This window comes from Phyllobacterium sp. OV277, assembly GCF_900104355.1.
GTDB lineage: Bacteria > Pseudomonadota > Alphaproteobacteria > Rhizobiales > Rhizobiaceae > Phyllobacterium.
Window position 1 is genome coordinate 326,608 of the sequence record NZ_FNIY01000004.1, and the last position, 18,437, is coordinate 345,044.

The 18,437-nt window shown below is 53.9% G+C and carries 12 protein-coding genes and 1 pseudogene; 8 read left to right on the forward strand and 5 right to left on the reverse strand.

Annotated features, from left to right (window positions below; all coding sequences use genetic code 11):
• Positions 1-6: 6 nt before the first annotated feature.
• A pseudogene (locus BLU05_RS16275) lies at positions 7-2,981 on the reverse strand (Tn3 family transposase).
• 510 nt (positions 2,982-3,491) lie between these two features.
• Here BLU05_RS16275 and BLU05_RS16280 point away from each other — a divergent pair.
• The 7 genes from BLU05_RS16280 (at position 3,492) to BLU05_RS16310 (ending at position 11,313) form a co-directional block, all read left to right on the forward strand.
• Positions 3,492-4,628: a transporter substrate-binding domain-containing protein gene (locus tag BLU05_RS16280; protein WP_091881947.1), complete on the forward strand. Its 1,137-nt coding sequence runs from the start codon at positions 3,492-3,494 to the stop codon at positions 4,626-4,628.
• Positions 4,625-5,206, forward strand: a complete 582-nt coding sequence (locus BLU05_RS16285) for an ANTAR domain-containing response regulator (RefSeq protein WP_091881949.1) — start codon at positions 4,625-4,627, stop codon at positions 5,204-5,206. The genes BLU05_RS16280 and BLU05_RS16285 overlap by 4 nt, the downstream gene beginning before the upstream one ends.
• Positions 5,206-6,054, forward strand: coding sequence for an ABC transporter permease (locus BLU05_RS16290; RefSeq protein WP_091881952.1), 849 nt, complete (start codon positions 5,206-5,208; stop codon positions 6,052-6,054). Before BLU05_RS16285 ends, BLU05_RS16290 begins: the two co-directional genes overlap by 1 nt.
• A gap of 1 nt (position 6,055) precedes the next feature.
• Positions 6,056-6,976, forward strand: a complete 921-nt coding sequence (locus tag BLU05_RS16295) for an ABC transporter permease (RefSeq protein WP_091881955.1) — start codon at positions 6,056-6,058, stop codon at positions 6,974-6,976.
• 30 nt (positions 6,977-7,006) lie between these two features.
• On the forward strand, positions 7,007-8,626 hold the full coding sequence (locus BLU05_RS16300) for an ABC transporter substrate-binding protein (protein WP_091881958.1): 1,620 nt from the start codon (positions 7,007-7,009) through the stop codon (positions 8,624-8,626).
• Between the two features lie 72 nt (positions 8,627-8,698).
• Entirely contained in the window at positions 8,699-9,643 is a 945-nt protein-coding gene (locus tag BLU05_RS16305; RefSeq protein WP_091881961.1) for an acetamidase/formamidase family protein, read from the forward strand.
• Between the two features lie 14 nt (positions 9,644-9,657).
• Positions 9,658-11,313, forward strand: a complete 1,656-nt coding sequence (locus tag BLU05_RS16310) for an ABC transporter ATP-binding protein (protein ID WP_091882345.1) — start codon at positions 9,658-9,660, stop codon at positions 11,311-11,313.
• Positions 11,314-12,459: 1,146 nt separating this feature from the next.
• Here BLU05_RS16310 and BLU05_RS16315 read toward each other — a convergent pair.
• From BLU05_RS16315 to BLU05_RS16325, 3 genes are all read right to left on the reverse strand, one after another.
• A complete protein-coding gene (locus BLU05_RS16315; RefSeq protein ID WP_091881964.1) occupies positions 12,460-14,079 on the reverse strand; it encodes an ABC transporter substrate-binding protein in 1,620 nt (539 codons plus the stop codon).
• A gap of 62 nt (positions 14,080-14,141) precedes the next feature.
• On the reverse strand, positions 14,142-14,933 hold the full coding sequence (locus BLU05_RS16320) for a creatininase family protein (RefSeq protein ID WP_091881966.1): 792 nt from the start codon (positions 14,931-14,933) through the stop codon (positions 14,142-14,144).
• Between the two features lie 45 nt (positions 14,934-14,978).
• Positions 14,979-15,803 (reverse strand): M55 family metallopeptidase, encoded by an 825-nt coding sequence (locus tag BLU05_RS16325; RefSeq protein ID WP_091881968.1) that lies wholly within the window; start codon positions 15,801-15,803, stop codon positions 14,979-14,981.
• Between the two features lie 109 nt (positions 15,804-15,912).
• Between BLU05_RS16325 and BLU05_RS16330 the strand changes: the two genes are divergently transcribed.
• Positions 15,913-17,379 carry a M81 family metallopeptidase gene (locus tag BLU05_RS16330; RefSeq protein ID WP_091881970.1) on the forward strand — a complete coding sequence of 489 codons (1,467 nt, stop codon included), beginning with the start codon at positions 15,913-15,915 and terminating at the stop codon, positions 17,377-17,379.
• Between the two features lie 50 nt (positions 17,380-17,429).
• Here the strand turns inward: BLU05_RS16330 and BLU05_RS16335 are convergent, their stop codons facing one another.
• On the reverse strand, positions 17,430-18,437 hold the full coding sequence (locus BLU05_RS16335; RefSeq protein WP_091881973.1) for an ABC transporter ATP-binding protein: 1,008 nt from the start codon (positions 18,435-18,437) through the stop codon (positions 17,430-17,432).

The window sequence follows — 18,437 nt, forward strand, 5'->3', positions numbered from 1 at the left end:
GTCTCCTTACGCTGCGCGGACCATGCTCTTTTGGATACGCAGCGGTCTGAATCCACCAATCAGATCCGGCCGTTCGTCCCAGGAATAAATGCCGGTAAGATTTATGTGCTCCCAACACAGTGGAGAAATATGTTTCAGCACTTCATCCGGGATCTGCCGCCCCTGCTTGCGAAGTTGCTCGACGGAGCGGTCGAGATAGACTGTGTTCCAGTGAACGATGGCACTGACCACCAGATTGAGACCGGAGGCGCGGAATGCCTGACTGTCGAAAGAGCGGTCACGAATTTCCCCACGTTCATGGAAGAATACGGCACGTTTTAGTTTGTGGGCTGCTTCGCCCTTGTTAAGTCCAGCTTGGCATCGCCGTCGCAAGGCAGCGCTCGAGTACCATTCAATCATGAATAAGGTGCGTTCGAGGCAACCAAGTTCCCGCGATGCTTTGGCGAGTTGGCTGGGATTGGGGGAGGCGGCCAGTCGTTTGAGAATGGTGGAGGGTGCAACCGTTTTGGTTTTGATCGATGCAGCAAGGTGAAGCAGATCATCCCAATATTGCAGGATAAGGTCAGAATTAATGGGAGCTCCAATGTGATCATTAAGCGCCGGATAGGCGTCCGCTTTTTCAAATGTATGGAATTTCCGATCCTTCAAATTGCGCAACCTCGGCGCGAACCGCTTTCCGATAAGTGCAAATAATCCAAAGACGTGATCGCTGGACCCGCCCGTGTCAGTAAAGTGCTCCCGGATGTCGAGAGTAGTTTCATGATCGAAGAGACCGTCGAGAAGGTAAGGAGCTTCGCTTTCTGTTGGGCTGATCGGTAGAATGCTGAAATAGCCATACTGATCGGAAAGGTGACTATAGAACTTTGAGCCCGGTTCGCTGCCATAATGCAAGTTGATATCACCGAGGCCCGCCGCTCTGTCGCTGGCGCGAAAGAACTGACCGTCAGACGAGGCTGACGTCCCGTCACCTCCATAATCGCGCATGCGGATTTTTAGAGTGATGGTCAGTCACGCATGCCTGCGCCAGTCGATACGTTTCCGCGCGCGCGTGGAACATTCGCACCCAACTGATCTGGTGCGGACTGACTCCTTTCGACGCCGCAGCCATCCGCTTCGGGCCAAGATTGGTGGCATCGGCAAGAACACCTGCCAGCATGGCAGCGTTGCTGCGGTGGCTCACCAGTTCGAACATGGGTAAATTGATCTCCGAAGTTGGTCCAGCGGTGCACATCTGTCAGAAGATCAGGCACCTCGATCAACGGATACATTTCACTCAGTTCCCAGTCTAGATCTTCGGCAGCTGCAGGCACCTCACTTGCCAGGGGCGAGACAATGAGCTTCTCGCCTTCGAGCCTGACGCCTTCAAGTTTGCCATTGCGCGCGCGATGGGCAAGTCGTTTCAGATTGAAGTCAAGAGCTTGCCGGATCTCGCTGAGGTATTCAATGCCATCACATTGTACACCAAGACCGAGTTTACCCGTGGATTTGAGGTCAACAAAAGTGGGACGTGGCATCAGATGTTCGTCCATGGGCCGGAAAGCGCGGCTCCCCTCTACCCAGATGTCTCCAGACCGGAGCCGTTCGCGCAGTACTGCCAGCGTCGCTATTTCATAGAGGCGGTGATCAGGTCTATCTTGTCCGAAGATCAGTTTGCGAGATTGCTCGGAAGGGTGAGCAACCGGCACATTGTCAGGTAGTGATCGTCGACGGTCATTGTTTAATGTCTTAAGCGTTTCGATGGCCGAAATCAGCGGATCGTGTCGGCGGGAAGAGCGAAACACGAAGGTCTGCAAAAACCGAACCGAATATTTGCGCAGGTTGTAATGACGTTCGACCGCCAGAAGCAAAGGATCTGGATCGGCTTCGGACACCATGGCTTCGATCACCGGCTTTGCTCGTAACAGTCTGTACCAGCCGACTTCTTGGTCAATCAGCTCGAGAGCATCCTGGTCAGTATCGTTGGCCATGACCAGAGCCCGTAATGTGTCGCGGAACATTCGAAGCGCATTGGTGGTTTCTTTTCGGCTCTCTCCGAGCCGTTGCTTCTTCTTGTTCTTCGTCTGGGAGAACAGCCGGTCGATCAGTTTGCCGAACATTGTGACTGCCGTGTCTGTGAGTTCTGGGCGAGGGTAATGAGCTGTACAACAATGGTGGCCCGGCGCCGCCCGGCATTGAAATCGGCGGCTAGCCAAGCGGGTGTTACATCCCCTTCTTTGACCATCTGGGTCCAGCGCTTCGAATGGATATGGTTTTGCAAATGGGGATCGATCGCAATGGAGCGTACGAATGATAACCGTTCAATGAGACCGACTAAATTATCTGCCCCCGGCGCATCAGGCGCTGTGCGTAACCAGCTGAAGCGAGTCTGACCGATGATAGTATCTACTTTGAGAAGATCATCCAACTCTTCAAGTCGTCTCTGGGAGAAGTTCGAAAGCAGCGCTGCTTCGGCACGCCGTCTCGCAATTGCTCTTGCTGCCAATCCAATCTTTTCAATACGGGAATCTGACGGTAACAATGCATTGCGACTTCGGAAGGCTTTGACCACCGCGGTGGCAATGTGCAGACCGTCGTCGGTTTCGATAGCGGCATCCATAGCCGCAAGTAGTGCGGCGCGTCGATCTGCAGCGGTTGCGTTGTGCTCTCCAAGGTGGGCAAGTAGTCGGGAAACATGCTCAACCCGGGTTGGTTCCCGATGTGCATAACGCTCGAAATTACCAACCCCGACAGCCAATTGCTCAGCAACGTAAGCCACAAAAGGAGCTGGAAGACATTCGTCCGAGCCGAGAACTCTACCGGGATATCGCATTATGCAAAGCTGCAGCGCAAAGCCAAGTTTGTTATGTGTACGGCGCCGAAGTTCGACTATCCAATAGATCGGCTGCCGTGAGAGTGTAATGCAGTATTAAGCTGTTTTCGTCATCCGGGATGCCGAGAAGCGCGTCTCGCTCTTCGGGTTTGAGAAGTCTTCGGCATCCCATTAATCACTCCAACAAAGCATTTATCGGTTGCTCGCTAAGGAGCGCTTTGTCTTGTCCGGACCCGGGTGTCTTTGTACAGTTCCCTTTCCGTCTGTTCACATCTTGTCTGGATTTATATTAACGGGCGTCCCTAACAGCTATAAAATGATATGGCGGTGAAACTTCAAAGTGCGCTAGACGCCGGTTGTGTAGCGCGTTCTTTTTTCGTTCTTCCTTAGCATATGATTTGGAACAGTTCTTGTCGCCGCCCAGATAACAACTGAGGCGTCCAAGGTCTACCCATCGCCATACCCGCCCTTCATTATTGAAACACAGTTCAGTGTGCGTCGTCATGCAGTGCCAAACAAGTTGCTTGACAAGCTTTGGATGCACGTATTTTAATCATGCCTATTGATTGCGCAACCTTTGTTGCACTCACATGACTTCAACAGTCGATGGGCAGTTTCGCCCCATGACGCCCCATCCTGTATGGGAATCGCGTCGTGGGGCTTTTGGTTTTGGCGGTTACAAATGGGAAGAGCAATAAAAGTTGGCATTCTATTTTCGACGATAGGTCCCTACGGAGCTATTGGTCGGGACAGCCGCGACGGTGCTGAATTTGCCATGGACGAAATAACGACGAAGCACCCCGGTGCCATCGAACCTGTGTTCATCGACCCGCAGGGACATATGCCCGGCTACCTCGATGGTGCGCGTTCCATGCTGCGTGAATATGGGTGCCGTCATATTGTTGGAACCATCACCTCGATTGCCCGCAAGGAAGTGATCCCACTCGTCGAAAAGCATGATGGCTTACTCTGGTATATGTGCCCCTATGAGGGGTTCGAAGCCAATGAGAATGTGATCTATACTGGCGCCTGCCCCAATCAGCACTTGCTACCGCTGTTCGATTATATGCTGCCACGCTATGGTCGGCGACCCTATCTGGTCGGTGCGAACTATGTGTGGGGATGGGAGATGAACCGGCTTGCGCGGGAGCTGATCCACCAGGCTGGCGGGGAGGTACTGGGAGAACGCTATCTGCCGCTGGAAGAAACCGCCGTTGAGCGTATTATCCTTGATATTGAACAGCGGCGGCCAAGTTTTGTCCTGAACAATCTGATTGGTCCGGCAAGCTATGCCTTTCTGCAGGCCTTCAAGGTCCTTGGTGATCGTGACCCAGCCTTTCTGCCGGAAAATTGCCCTGTTGTCAGTTGCGATCTTTCGGAATGCGAATTGGACGAGATTGGTAGTGGCGTGGCAACCGGGCATTTTTCCGTGGCGGCCTATTTTGACAGTCTTGTTTCGCCGGAAAATCTGGCTTTCAAGATAGACGCTTCCAAGCGCTTCGGTTCGCAGCGGCATCTTTCCAATATTTTTGCAAGTGCCTATACCGCCGTCAAACTCTGCGGCGAGACGATAATTGCGGCCGGAACCGATGATCCGCAAACCGTTCGCCGCCACTTATCCGGTGTACCGCTGTCGACTGTCTTCGGTGAGGTACAGATTGATCCAGATACCAATCACATGGCGCTGCCTTTCCATCTTGGCCGCATCAATGACGATAACGGCTTTAGCATTGTGAATTCACGGCCAGCAATTACCGCTGATCCCTATCTCACCAGGCGCCGGACGAAAATGCCTGTCAGATTGCGGATCGTTTCATGAAAGAGACCCCCAATTTCACCGGTCGGCGCGTAACCATCCTGCATCGATCGGATATAACCACGGAACGCCTGACACGCCAGCTCAAGCTGCTTGGACTTTACGTCACCGTGCAGTGGGAGCCATTAGCGCCCACGGATCTACCCGATATTGTTTTGGTCGATGCGGATCAAGGCTGGGATGATTTGTTGCCGTGGCCAGAAGGCAAAGCTCCACTGCCTGTTGTCGCATTACTCGGCTCGGAGGCGCCCGGGCGTATCGCCTGGGCGATGCAACAGGGTGCCGGGGCCATTATTGCCAAGCCCGTTGCAACATCTGCTGTTTACCCCACCCTTGTGATGGCCGTTGCAATTCATGCGGAACGCATGGCGGCAACCCGGCAATTGCAACACCTTGAAGAACGCGTGCGGCTTCGGCCATTGGTGCACGCGGCTGTCCAGAAAATCATGACCGCCCATAATGTCGATGAGGAACATGCCTACAGCATCCTGCGCAATTGCGCGATGCAAAGGCGCATGCCCATGGAACAGGTTGCGGCCCTCATTCTTGCCGGTGCTGAACCTCTGCCGGAGGCTGGCTGATGCGTGTTTTGAAAACCATGCTGCGTCAGCCATCGGCGCTGTTCGGTCTGATTATTGTTGCGCTGGTTGTGCTCATGGCATTGGGCGCTCCATTGATTGCGCCCTATAGTCCTGACAATCAGATGTTTGACGGGCTGTCGATAGAAGGCGCACCTCTTCCGCCCAGCGCCCAGTTCCTGCTCGGCACCGATACACTCGGGCGTGATCTATTCTCGCGCCTGTTGTTTGGTGCTCGTACATCGCTGGTTATCGGCCTTGTCGCCAACGGCATTGCAGTTGCGATTGGCCTGCTGGTTGGTATTCTGTCCGGCTACCTGCGCGGTGCCGTCGGTGGCCTGCTGATGCGGTTCACCGATCTGATGATGGCGTTTCCCGCCCTGTTGCTGGCCATTGTTCTGGCCGCACTGTTGCATCCGAGCCTTTGGATCGTCGCAATGGTTATTGCACTGGTCAACTGGGTGCAGGTGGCCCGCATTGTCTATACTGAAACGCGCGGATTGGTGGAGCGGGATTTTATTCTCGCCGAACGGTCCCTCGGTGCCGGGCACCTGCGCATTCTGTTCGTGCATATCCTGCCGCATCTGATGCCGACAGCCATCGTCTGGGGGACACTTGGCATTGCTACAACTGTTCTGCTCGAGGCCACGCTCTCTTTCCTTGGCATCGGTGTCCAGCCACCACAACCGTCCTGGGGAAACATCATCTTTGAAAGCCAGAGCTATTTTCAGGCGGCGCCATGGCTGGTGTTCTTCCCCGGCGCGGTCATCCTTCTGACAGCACTGTCATTCAATCTGGTCGGGGATGCGCTGCGCGATATTCTTGATCCCACTCAGCGCGGGAGGGGTTGATATGGCCCTGCTCATTGTGCGCCGTCTCGTGCAAACCGCGCTGATCCTTCTTGGCGTCGCTGCCATTACCTTCCTGCTCCTTTATGCCTTGCCTGCTGATCCCGCCCGCATGATTGCCGGGCGAAGCGCCACGGCACAGACGGTTGCCAATATCCGCCGGGAACTCGGCCTCGACCAGCCGTTGCTCGTGCAGTTCTGGACCTATCTGCAAGGCATACTCCAGGGCAATCTTGGGCGCTCCTACGCGCAAAAGACCGATGTGGGCGCGCTGATCCTCGCCCGACTTCCCGCAACCTTGATTTTGATGGCAGCTGGCATTTTCGTTGAGGTCGTTCTTGGCTTGATCCTTGGTATCATAGCCGCTTTGCGCCGTGGCGGTGCCATTGACCGCATGGTGATGATGGCCTCGTTTGTTGGTGTTTCAGCACCGCAATTCGTTGTCGCGCTGCTGCTTCTCTATGTGTTTGCCGTCACGCTCGGCTGGTTCCCGATGAGCGGTTTTGGCACTGCTGCCCATGTGGTGCTGCCTGCTGCGACCCTCGGCATTCTCGGTGCGGGCTGGTATGCCCGCATGGTCCGCTCCGCCATGATTGATGTGCTCAATCAGGATTATGTACGCACTGCCCGCGCCAAGGGGCTTTCATCGGCTCGCATTGTCCTGCGCCATGCGCTGCCCAACGCTCTTCTTCCCATCATTGCGATGATCGGTATCGACATCGGCCAGTTCATGGGCGGTGTCGTGGTGGTTGAGGCTGTTTATGGCTGGCCCGGCATCGGCCAGCTGGCGTGGCAGGCCATTCAACAGGTCGATATCCCGATCATCATGGGTGTCACCCTCGTTTCCGCGCTCGCGATCGTTCTGGGCAATCTGCTTGCCGACATCATTGCGCCGCTGATTGATCCGCGCATCCATGCGCGCTGAATTTCAACCAAAACAAGAAAAGGGAACAGAATGTTAAAACGCTGGCTTCGCAACACCACCATGGCAACGGTGCTCGCATTGGCGCCGCTGCCCGCTTGGGCACAGGAAACGCCGAAACAGGGCGGCGATGTCCTCATCACCTACAAGGATGACATTGCAACACTCGACCCAGCCGTGGGTTATGACTGGGTGAACTGGTCGATGATCAAGAGCCTTTATTCCAGGCTCATGGACTACACGCCGGGAACGCCTGATCTTGTTCCATCTCTTGCCCAGACTTTCGATGTCTCGCCGGATGGCCTGACCTATACATTCAAGCTGCGCACCGGTGTGAAGTTCACCAATGGCCGCGAACTCGTGGCGTCGGATGTGAAATATTCGATCGAACGCGCGGTCAATCCGAAGACCCAAGGCCCCGGCGCCGGTTTCTTCAGTGCGATCAAGGGTTATGAGGACGTGTCCGGTGGCAAGGCCACGACCCTTGAGGGTATCGAGGCTCCCGATGCCACCACGGTGATCTTCCATCTGTCACGACCGGATGCGACGTTCCTGCACGTTCTGGCTATCAATTTCGCTTCCGTCGTTCCGCAGGAGGCTGTTGAGGCCGCCGGTGGTGATTTCGGCAAGAAGCCCGTTGGCTCCGGCACATTCGTGCTGAAGGAGTGGACCATCGGCCAGCGTCTCGTGTTTGAGCGCAATCCCGATTATTTCGTCAAGGACATGCCGCATATCAACACGTTTACGGTCGAGGTTGGCCAGGAGCCGCTTGTTGCTCTGCTGCGCCTGCAAAAGGGTGAGGTCGATATCGCCGGTGATGGCATTCCTCCGGCAAAGTTCCTGGAGATCAAGAATTCTCCTGCCGGAGCCGGGATGATCGTGGACGGCGAACAGCTGCACACCGGCTATGTCTCGCTGAACACCAAGATCAAGCCATTCGACAATGTGAAAGTGCGTCAGGCGGTGAACATGGCCGTCAACAAGGAACGCATTACCCGCATTCTCAATGGCCGCGCCACACCGGCCAATCAGCCCCTGCCGCCCGCAATGCCCGGCTATGACAAGAGCTATACCGGCTATGCCTATGATGTGGCGAAAGCCAAGGCACTTTTGACTGAGGCTGGTTTCCCCGATGGGTTCCAGACAGTCCTCTATTCCACCAATACCGACCCGCAGCCGCGTATTGCCCAGGCAATCCAGCAGGATCTGGCGGCAATTGGCGTCAAGGCCGAAGTGCGCGCGCTGGCCCAGTCCAATGTGATTGCCGCAGGCGGTACGGAAGGCGAAGCGCCGATGATCTGGTCCGGCGGCATGGCGTGGATTGCTGACTTTCCCGATCCATCGAATTTCTACGGCCCGATCCTTGGTTGCTCCGGCGCGGTTGCCGGTGGCTGGAACTGGTCCTGGTATTGCAATGCCGATCTCGACAAGCGTGCGGTCGCGGCGGACTCCATGTCCGATCCGGCCAAGGCAACCGAGCGGGCCGCGGTCTGGGGCAAGATATTCACCGATATCATGGCCGATGCACCGTGGATTCCTGTGATCAACGAACGCCGTGTTGTTGCAAAGTCGCCGCGCATGGGTGGTTCCGACAAGATCTATGTCGATCCGACCCGCGTTATCAATTACGACGCGATCTACGTGAAGCAATAGCACTGTTCTTGTCTTCTACACCCTCGGGGAACACGCCCCGAGGGCTCGCATCATTTTCCCGGGAGATCTGACATGTGCATCGTCTGCACCCACACCATTCATCGCGCAAAACATCATTTCGGCTGGAACCACGATTTCGAACCAGCGGTGATTGCCAGGGCCGGTGAAACGATTCATTTCGAGTGTCTTGACTCATCCGGCGGCCAGCTTGGCAAAGGATCGACGCTGGAAGCACTCGATAGCCTCGATTTCAGCAAGATCAACCCCGTTACTGGCCCTGTCTATGTCGAGGGCGCCAAGCCGGGCGACGCACTGAAGGTGACAATCCGCCGCTTTGTGCCATCCGGTGTCGGCTGGACGGCCAATATTCCGGGCTTCGGTCTGCTGGCCGACCAGTTTCAGGAGCCCGCACTGCACATGTGGAATTATGATCCCATCAGCATGGCACCGGCACTTTACGGGCCCGGTGGCCGCGTACCGCTCAAACCTTTCGCCGGAACGATTGGTGTTGCACCGGCTGAAGCGGGGCTGCATTCCGTTGTTCCGCCCCGCCGGGTTGGCGGCAACCTCGACATACGCGATCTGACCTCAGGGGTGACACTCTATCTTCCGGTGGAAGTCGACGGCGCACTTTTCTCCATCGGTGATACCCATGCGGCGCAGGGTGACGGAGAAGTCTGCGGCACGGCCATTGAAAGTCAGATGGAAGTGGAAGCCACAATCGAGCTGGTGAAGGATGCGCGGCTGAAAAGCCCAAGGTTCACCACGACCGAACCGGTAACACGGCATCTGGATGGTGCGGGTTATGAGGTGACGACCGGCATCGGTCCGGACCTGATGACCGGCGCCCGCGAAGCTCTGATGCGTATGATCGATCTGCTGGGTGCAGAACATGGCATGAGCGCGATTGATGCCTATCTGCTCTGCTCCGTCTGCGGGGATCTGCGCATCAGCGAAATCGTCGATGCGCCCAACTGGGTGGTTTCCTTCTATTTCCCGAGGATCGTGTTCGCGTGATTGTGCCTGTTCCCATGCCTGTTCTGACTGTCCGCAACCTCTGCGTCGATGCCCGTACGCCGGAAGGGCGGCGACGGGTTCTTGATGATATCAGTTTTGACCTTAATCTCGGGGAAACGCTGTGCATCGCGGGCGAATCCGGTTCAGGCAAATCGGTAACGTCTCTTTCCATCATGGGGTTGCTGCCGAAAGCGTCGCTGCAGGTGGCATCGGGCAATATTCACCTTGGCGAGAAGAATCTGGTGGCCCTGTCAAATCGTGCCATGCGCAGTGTGCGGGGCGGCGACGTGGCCATGGTGTTTCAAGAGCCGATGACCTCGCTAAACCCTGTCATGTCGATTGGAGCACAACTAACCGAGGCTATTTCCGAACATCAGGGCAGCGAAGGCGGCACGGCGCAGACTATTGCACGTCAGATGCTGGACGCCGTGCATATTACCGACCCGGCACGTCGTCTGACCCAGTACCCGCATGAGCTTTCCGGGGGCATGCGCCAGCGCGTCATGATTGCCATGGCGTTGTCCTGCCGTCCGAAAGTGCTGATTGCCGATGAGCCAACCACGGCGCTTGATGTCACAGTGCAGGCGCAAATCCTCAAACTGATGCGTGAGTTGAAACAGGAATTCGGCGCATCGATTATTCTGATCACCCACGATATGGGCGTTGTTGCCGAAATGGCCGACCGCGTTGCGGTCATGCAGAACGGGCGCATCATTGAACAGGGTGACGTGCTGTCGGTCTTCGAAAAACCCACCCAGGCCTATACACAGGAATTGCTGGCGGCTGTCCCACGTCTTGGTGCACACACAGGCACCGATGGCCCGCCCCGCGTCAGCCCGCAGGTAACAACCGCTATTCCCACACCGCCCTCGCCAATCCTGCATGTGCGCAATCTGAATGTGACCTATGGCAGCCCCCGGTGGCTGTTCAAAGGCAAACCACAACTTACCGCTGTCAATAATGTCTCGTTTGAGTTGCGCGCCGGCGAGACATTGGGGCTTGTGGGTGAAAGTGGTTCCGGCAAATCAACTACAGGTAAGGCGGTTCTGGGCCTGATCCCCTTCACCGGTGATGTTGTCATCGATAACAAGAACATTGCCGGACTGAACGCACGCCAGATGCAACCGGTGCGCCGTTCGGCACAGATGATTTTTCAGGACCCCTATGCCTCGCTCGATCCACGCATGGCGGTGGGTGCTGCCATTGCCGAACCGTTGATCATTCACGGCCTTGGCGGGCGGAGCGAGCGCGACGACCGCGTAGCCGAACTGTTGCGGCGCGTTGGCTTGCAGCCCGACGCGGCAACACGCTATCCGCACGAGTTTTCCGGTGGTCAGCGGCAGCGTATCTGTATTGCACGGGCGCTTACCCTGCAGCCGAAACTGATTGTTGCTGATGAAAGTGTTGCAGCACTTGATGTCTCAGTGCGGGCACGCGTGCTTGATCTTATGCTGGAATTGCAGGAGACGATGGGGATCGCCTACCTCTTCATCTCACATGATATGGCCGTGGTTGAGCGCATGTCACACAATGTTGCCGTCATGCGTGGCGGACGCATCGTCGAGATGGGAACCCGGCGTGCAGTGTTCGAAAATCCGCAAGACGATTACACCAAAACGCTGATGGCGGCTGTGCCGGTCCCGGATCCCCGGGCACGCCACGTTGCGTGATCAACCGACCTCAACGCCGGCAGTTGGGCGTTACCATTTCTATAAAGATTTATGGCCATTCGGCATCGGTGTAATAGGACACACCCTCCGATTGCGCAGCTTCATCGGAGTTTCGGCGTCTGTCAACTGCCGTATGGTAGGACTTGGTATATCATAAAAATACCTAAGAATTTTTGTGTTGGGTTATGTGAATCCACAAGTGCTAAAAATCTTACAAAGAAGCTCTCATCGTGCGCAAAATACAAATTCGGGAGTGGCTAGAAAACGGCCCGATGCTGCCATTTGCGGTCCTGCCCGGATGACCACACGGCGTCACCAGGCGAATGGCTGGACTTAATCTGACTTTTGGTCAGAGGATGTTTTCCTTGGTCGACTGATGGATGACAAACCCATTTCATCCATCAAAACATACCCACCGGAGTTACCCTCGGACCAAAGGTGGTTCAAAGCTCTTCACTCTAACCTGCAGAGGCCAATATGAATGCCCCGAATTCAAGAAGCAACTCGAAGAAGCTGCGCCGCCTTTTGATTCATTGATACGTCTAGGGCTTTCGCAATCGGAAGCCGAAGATTTGACGTCAACATTTAAGTTGCCCATCAGATCCGGGCATAAAATAACTGATATAGATGATGCTACGTTGAATGATCTGTTTTCTATCTATTAACCAGAAGGCCCAAAGATTGGTATGGTGTCTTTCTACGACGATCCAAAGCCAGTCAATGGTCAATATATCATCGGAAACGTTGATACAGACATGCTAGTTCTGGATGTTTCAGGAGAGGTAATAGTGATGGACTATACATCTCCGACCAACATATTATGGAACTGTGCTGCTAGTAGTGAAAAGTTTCTCGCTGCTATGGTATTGGTTGCACAGCACTCATCCAGAATGATGATCTCTGAAGAAGATTCAGATATTGAATTTCAGGCCAGACACTCTCCGAATGTGTTTTCACCGCGGGGGCGCACGCTACGAGAATTTTTATCGGATGCTTTTAGGGGTAGAAGAAACCGGTCAATCTGGCCCAGTTGTTTGACAAAGGAATGTTTCTAACTTCGCTGCTACACACGATTAGTCTTGAAACAGCTTTAATAGAACTGGACCTGCTTAAACAGGTCCAGTTAATGGCGAAAGCCAATTGAACTCATTCGGCGATATCCACGCCGTCAAAACGATGGGACCCCAGCGGATCCAAGACATACCCGGAGATTTTTTTCGACATCGGCATTACCACCATCGAATGGTCAATCGATGCAATTGGGGCTTGTTCCTTGATAATAACTTGAGCCTTCTCATACAGTTTGGCCCGTTCATCTTGATCTGAAAGCGTCCGCGCCATCTGCAAAAGGGTATCCAGAGGCTGATAACACCAATTGGAAAAGTTACTGCCACCGACACTGGAACAACTGAAGAAGTAGCTGAGAAGGTTATCCGGATCACCATTGTCGCTCGTTCCACCCAGAATAACAGCACCATCGCGATCTCTGTCGCGTGCTTTTTTGAGATACTCTCCCCATTCATAGGATACAATTTCGACGGAGACCCCCACTTGCGCGAAATCTGCCTGGATCAATTCTGCAGTACGGCGGGCATTGGGCATGTAGGGCCGGCTGACGGGCATGGCCCAAACTTTCATAGCCAGATTTTTCACGCCTGCTTTCTGCAGTATCAGTTTGGCCTGAACCGGATCATAAACGTCGTCCTTAATGGCGTCGTTGTACCCCCAGACAGCTGGTGGCAATGGATTTTTTGCAACCTGCCCCATCCCCTGAAAGATCGCATCTACAATGGCTTTTTTATTGATGGCCATGTTGAGTGCTCGACGTACTTCGACCTTATCGAAAGGCGAAACGAGCGTGTTGTATGCGAGATAGGCGACATTCAACCCTGGCTCTTCAAGCACTGTTAGGTCTTTGTCGGCTTTTAACATTTCCACGTCAGCGGGAGCAGGATAAGATGCAATCTGACATTCACCTGCTCGAAGCTTTTGTAACCGTGTCGATTGATCCAGTGTTATGGAAAAGATCAGATTATCAATCGGCGGCTTTCCGCCCCAATAATCGCTATTGGCAATATATCGTATTGTTGCGTCCGGCTGGTAGTTGACGAACTGGAACGGCCCGGTTCCAATAGGCAATTCGTTGAATTGGGACATTTTTGCCTCTGCCCGCAACTGATCAGCATACTCTTTTGAAACGATTGATGCGAAATCCATTGCAAGATTCGCAAGGACCGGCGCACTTGGTGCAGTCAAAACGATCTTTACAGTCAAATCGTCGACTTTACTTATATCTTTAATGAGTTCTGTGAAACCCATCCCACTCGACATGTCCCAAGTGACCCCCTGGATGTAGGCGTGCCAAGGATCATTATTGTCAAGCTGACGCTTGAACGAGAACACCACATCGTCGGCGTTCAAATTTCGGGTTGGTGTAAAATATTCGGTCGTATGGAATTTTACATTGCTTCGAAGCTTGAATGTATATGTGAGATGATCTTCCGATATCGTCCAGCTTTCAGCCAACCCAGGTATGACTGTCGTCGTCCCGTTTCGAAACTCCACAAGACGATTATAAACCGGCTTCGATGAAGCATCCCAAGTGCTATTGGCTGAATAAAGAGCTGGATCAAACCCTTCAGGCGACGCCTCTGAACAATAGACAAGCGTTTTTGCCTGCACAGAAGTTATAAATGCCAGACTAAAAAGCACGGATAAAGCTGTGCTGACAAATTTTGCAGAATGTCGGACGTTGCCGAAATACATTTGATGTTCTCCTCTTCGTTTTTATGACCGGCATCAATCTCACCGGGTATCATCCCAAGGGATCACCATTTTCCCCAAACGGCTTGCGGCTTTGTCCAAATTTGCTCGGAGCAGATAAGCATAACCAGCTCATCGGCTTGTACTTTGAGAAATTGCTCGCCCTTTTCTGCAGTGGCTGATCGCGGATCGCCCATCGTTCCAGTGACAGGTGCCCGCTCTGGAAAGGCATAGAACCGCGAAATCCCCGATGGCACCACAACTGCGCCATCATGTTTTTCTGCAGCTTCGGCAAATCTTTCCACCCTTACCGCATCGCCTGCGATGGCCAACATGACAGACGACTCGCCTTCACACGCATGCGTGGGACCTGCGTCAACCTCGAAAATCGCAGCCAGTTTGTCAGGAGCAAGCATCCACGGGGTTGTTGCAACGATGGGCATTTCGTACTCAACCGCCAGCTCCCGGACCGCAACAGCCAAGGGATCGATATTGCCGCCGTGCCCGTTGACGATAAGCAGTCTCTGGAATCCGAGAACTTTGAGGGACCGGACAATGCTTTGCAAAACACCCCGATAAGCCGAGTAGTCGAGACTCACGGTTCCGCCAAATGGAAGATGATGTTCGCTCATACCAAGCCAGAGACCGGGCAGCACAGTTACCGAAGTATCCACAGCGACGCTTTTTGCCGCCAGAACCGATACGGCAAAGGCGCTCGCGGTATCTGTAATCACAGGTAGATGTGGCCCATGCTGTTCAAGCGACCCCACAGGCAATATGACAAGCGAATTGGATTGCCCCGCCCGCACTTTCAATTCCGGGGCAGTTAACCGCGCCCACTCAACTTCTGTTGTCATCGATCAAATGCTCCTCGAAAAACGACCGGAACCGGCTCGCAACTGTTAGAATGTTAATTGTGAATTGAAGCCCAGAACGAACATGATGAACTTGGAAATATCGATCATGTCATCTCCCTGATAGCGAATGGTGTAGCCGTCAGTGCGTTCGACAAACTTCAGATAGGAGAGATATTCCGCAGGAAGACGATTGCGGAATGTAATTTCCAGAACCGGTTTTTTCACGACAAGCGGACGCATCGAGCCAAGTCGGGTAAGCGCCGTCTTTACCCCAGACCGCACCTTTTCATGTGCAACGACAGGGGTAAGTGATCGCGCGGAACGTGTCCCATACGCCCATTTCACTGGCACTGTGACGATATCACCAAGGTTCTGGCTGATTTCCTCCATTGCAACATCATCCCCAGATGCCAGAATAACTGGAACTCCGAAGTCACCGGCAACGGCGGCATTGATACCTGCTTCAGGGACGACTTTGCCGTTAATCCGAATTTCGTGGAAGGCTGTCCCGCCTATTGTATGCGAGAGAACGCCACCCATATGGCTGGCTCCTGAGTGATAACCAATCAGCATCGCCCCGGCAAATGTTCCGACTTCAATGCCCTGCATCATCATAAGCGGGCGTGGCCAACTACGGACAATCTGAACATAATCGGGCAACTGCTCGATCTTTATGCTTTGTCCATTGCCATGGGAGTCACTCAGCACGATTTCTTCGACACCGTTTTCATGGGCAGCTTCGCAGGCGGCGACAACAGTATCGGTCATCCAGTCCCGTGCGCGTTCGTATTCGAAGCCCTCGGGAGTCAGATGATCCCGGCTAACAACACCGACAATACCCTCAATGTCAGCAGAAATGTAAAGACGCATGCTTTCTTCTCCCCGTTGCAGAGCTTAGGATTAATACGAGATTGACTTTCGTACAATAAACATAATTTATCTATAGGAAAATTATGTTTCCCAGTTTTCGGAGGATACCTTGAAATTATTCATTGCGGGTTTGGATACGGAGACAAACACATTTTCTCCAATCCCTACGGGTTACGAGGCATTTCGGGAGAACCAGATTGCGCATGGCGACGCAACCTCAAGGCCGCTCAACTGCTGCTCGTCTCAATTGCATATCTGGTTAAACGCAGCACACGCCCGCGGATGGGACGTCGTCGAAAGTTTATGTGCAGTAGCTGAACCGGGCGGGACAACAACCCGGACAACATATGAAACCTTTCGCGATGAAATTCTTAACGACCTGCGTGCAGCAATGCCAGTCAATGGCGTGTTACTCGCACTGCACGGCGCCTGTGTTGCTGAGGGTTACGACGATGTGGAAGGCGATCTGTTGTCCCATGTTCGCAAGATCGTGGGCCCGGATGTTCCGGTCGGTGCAGAACTTGATCTGCACTGCCATTTGACAAGGTCAATGCTCGATAACGCCACCATGCTGGTTGCCTACAAAGAGTATCCACACACCGATATCGAAGAACGCGCGGATCATATTTTCGAGCTTCTGGTTCAAGTTTTGGAGGGCACGTGCCAACCAGTGATGGCAGAATTTGATTGCCGCATGATCGGTACGTTCCGGGTGCACGAACAGCCTCTGCGCGGCCTGGTGGATCGAATGAAGGCCATGGAAGGGCTGAACGGCATATTGTCCGTTTCCTTTTGCCACGGTTTCCCATGGGGGGATGTAACCGATGTCGGCGCGAAAATGCTGGTTGTTGCTGATCGCGATATCGCCAAGGCTCAGCAGCTCGCCGCGTCATTTGGACAGGAAATATTCAACCTGCGCGAAACGCTGAAACCGAGCCATAGCAGCATCGATGATGCGCTTGACCAGGCATTGGAAGTGCCGCATGGCACTGTTGTGCTTGCCGACGTATCAGACAATGCCGGTGGTGGTGCTCCGGGAGATTCAACATTTGTACTCAGGCGAGTAATCGAACGAGGTATAAAGGACGTCGCAGCATGTCTTTATTGGGATCCCATTGCCGTCAGACTTTGTCATGAAGCAGGAGAAGGCGCTGTCCTGCCACTGAGAATCGGAGGCAAAATCGGCCCGGCGTCTGGTCAGCCGCTTGATCTGACTGTTACCGTGCGCAAACTCGCCTCCGGGATAACACAACGCTTTGGGATCGTTCCTCTCTCAATCGGCGACGCCGCATGGGTAAGTTTCGAGGGAGTGGACATTGTTCTCAACAGCCTGCGTACACAGACGTTTCATCCCGAATGCATGACCGCGCTTGGACTTGACCCGACAAAACGGAAAATAGTAATCGTGAAATCAAGCAATCATTTTCGGGCCGGTTTTGAACCCATAGCAAGCAAGATCCTGTATATTTCTGCTCCAGGCGCGTTACAGCCTCATTTTGAGGATGTGCCTTACACGAAACTGAAAAAATCATACTGGCCAAAAGTGGAAAACCCCTTCGCGGATGCATCGGCGTAAGAGCAATCGGCGGCGCACTCAAGCCACGTATTCAAGTTTGAGTGCAGCCGTTACGCCAATATGCAGCGAACTTTGTGATCGGATATTCTGGCCTCACGTGAGATTTCGAAATTCGGCTTGATAGCTGCCACTGTCGCAAGGTCTTGCGGCTTTTCACATTCGGCAGAAGAAATCAGACAGCGGTCGCGGTAATAGCAGCCTGTCGGCAGACGCCGATTGTTGGGAAGTTCGCCAGTAAGACTAGCGTCCACTTCCTGAAGAGAGTTCTGAAGGCTAGGAACACTGGCGAGTAAGGTCTTGGTGTACGGATGTGCAGGATGATCAAATACTGCTGCCGATGCTCCTGTTTCTACTATCTGACCGAGATACATCACCGCCACGCGGTCGCAGAAATGCCGGATGAGCGAAACATCATGCGAGATGAATAAATAGGACAGGCCCAATTCACGCTGTAACTTCAGCAGCAGATTTATAATTTGGGCTTGTACCGACACATCAAGGGCTGACGTCGGCTCATCAAGAATAAGAAGCTCCGGATCGGTACTGAGTGCCCGTGCGATAGCTATGCGCTGCCGCTGCCCACCCGAGAATTCATGTGCCAAACGGTCGAGATGTTCAACCCTCAAGCCGACTGACACTGCGAGCTCCCGCGCCCGAACCCGTAAAGCCGCCGTCGACATGCCTCCCCTGATGTGCAGTGGTTCTGTGATGAGACGCCAGACCGGCAGCCTTGGATCAAGCGATGATTGAGGATCTTGAAAGACGATCTGCATCTTCTGACGGATTTCCGTCTTCTGCCGACCGCTTATTGCCGCAAAATCATGCCCCTCAACCACAATCCTCCCGCTTGTGGGAGCGATGAGGCCTATCACCGCCTGCACAAGCGTGCTTTTCCCGCATCCGGATTCGCCGACGATACCCAGACTCTCGCCAGGCAATACGACAAGATCAACGTTGTTGACTGCGTGCACCTCGGACATGGCGCGGCCAAACCAATTTCTTGCACCTGGAAAACGAACTGTAAGATTTTCCACGCGAAGAAGAGGAGCTGCGTTCAT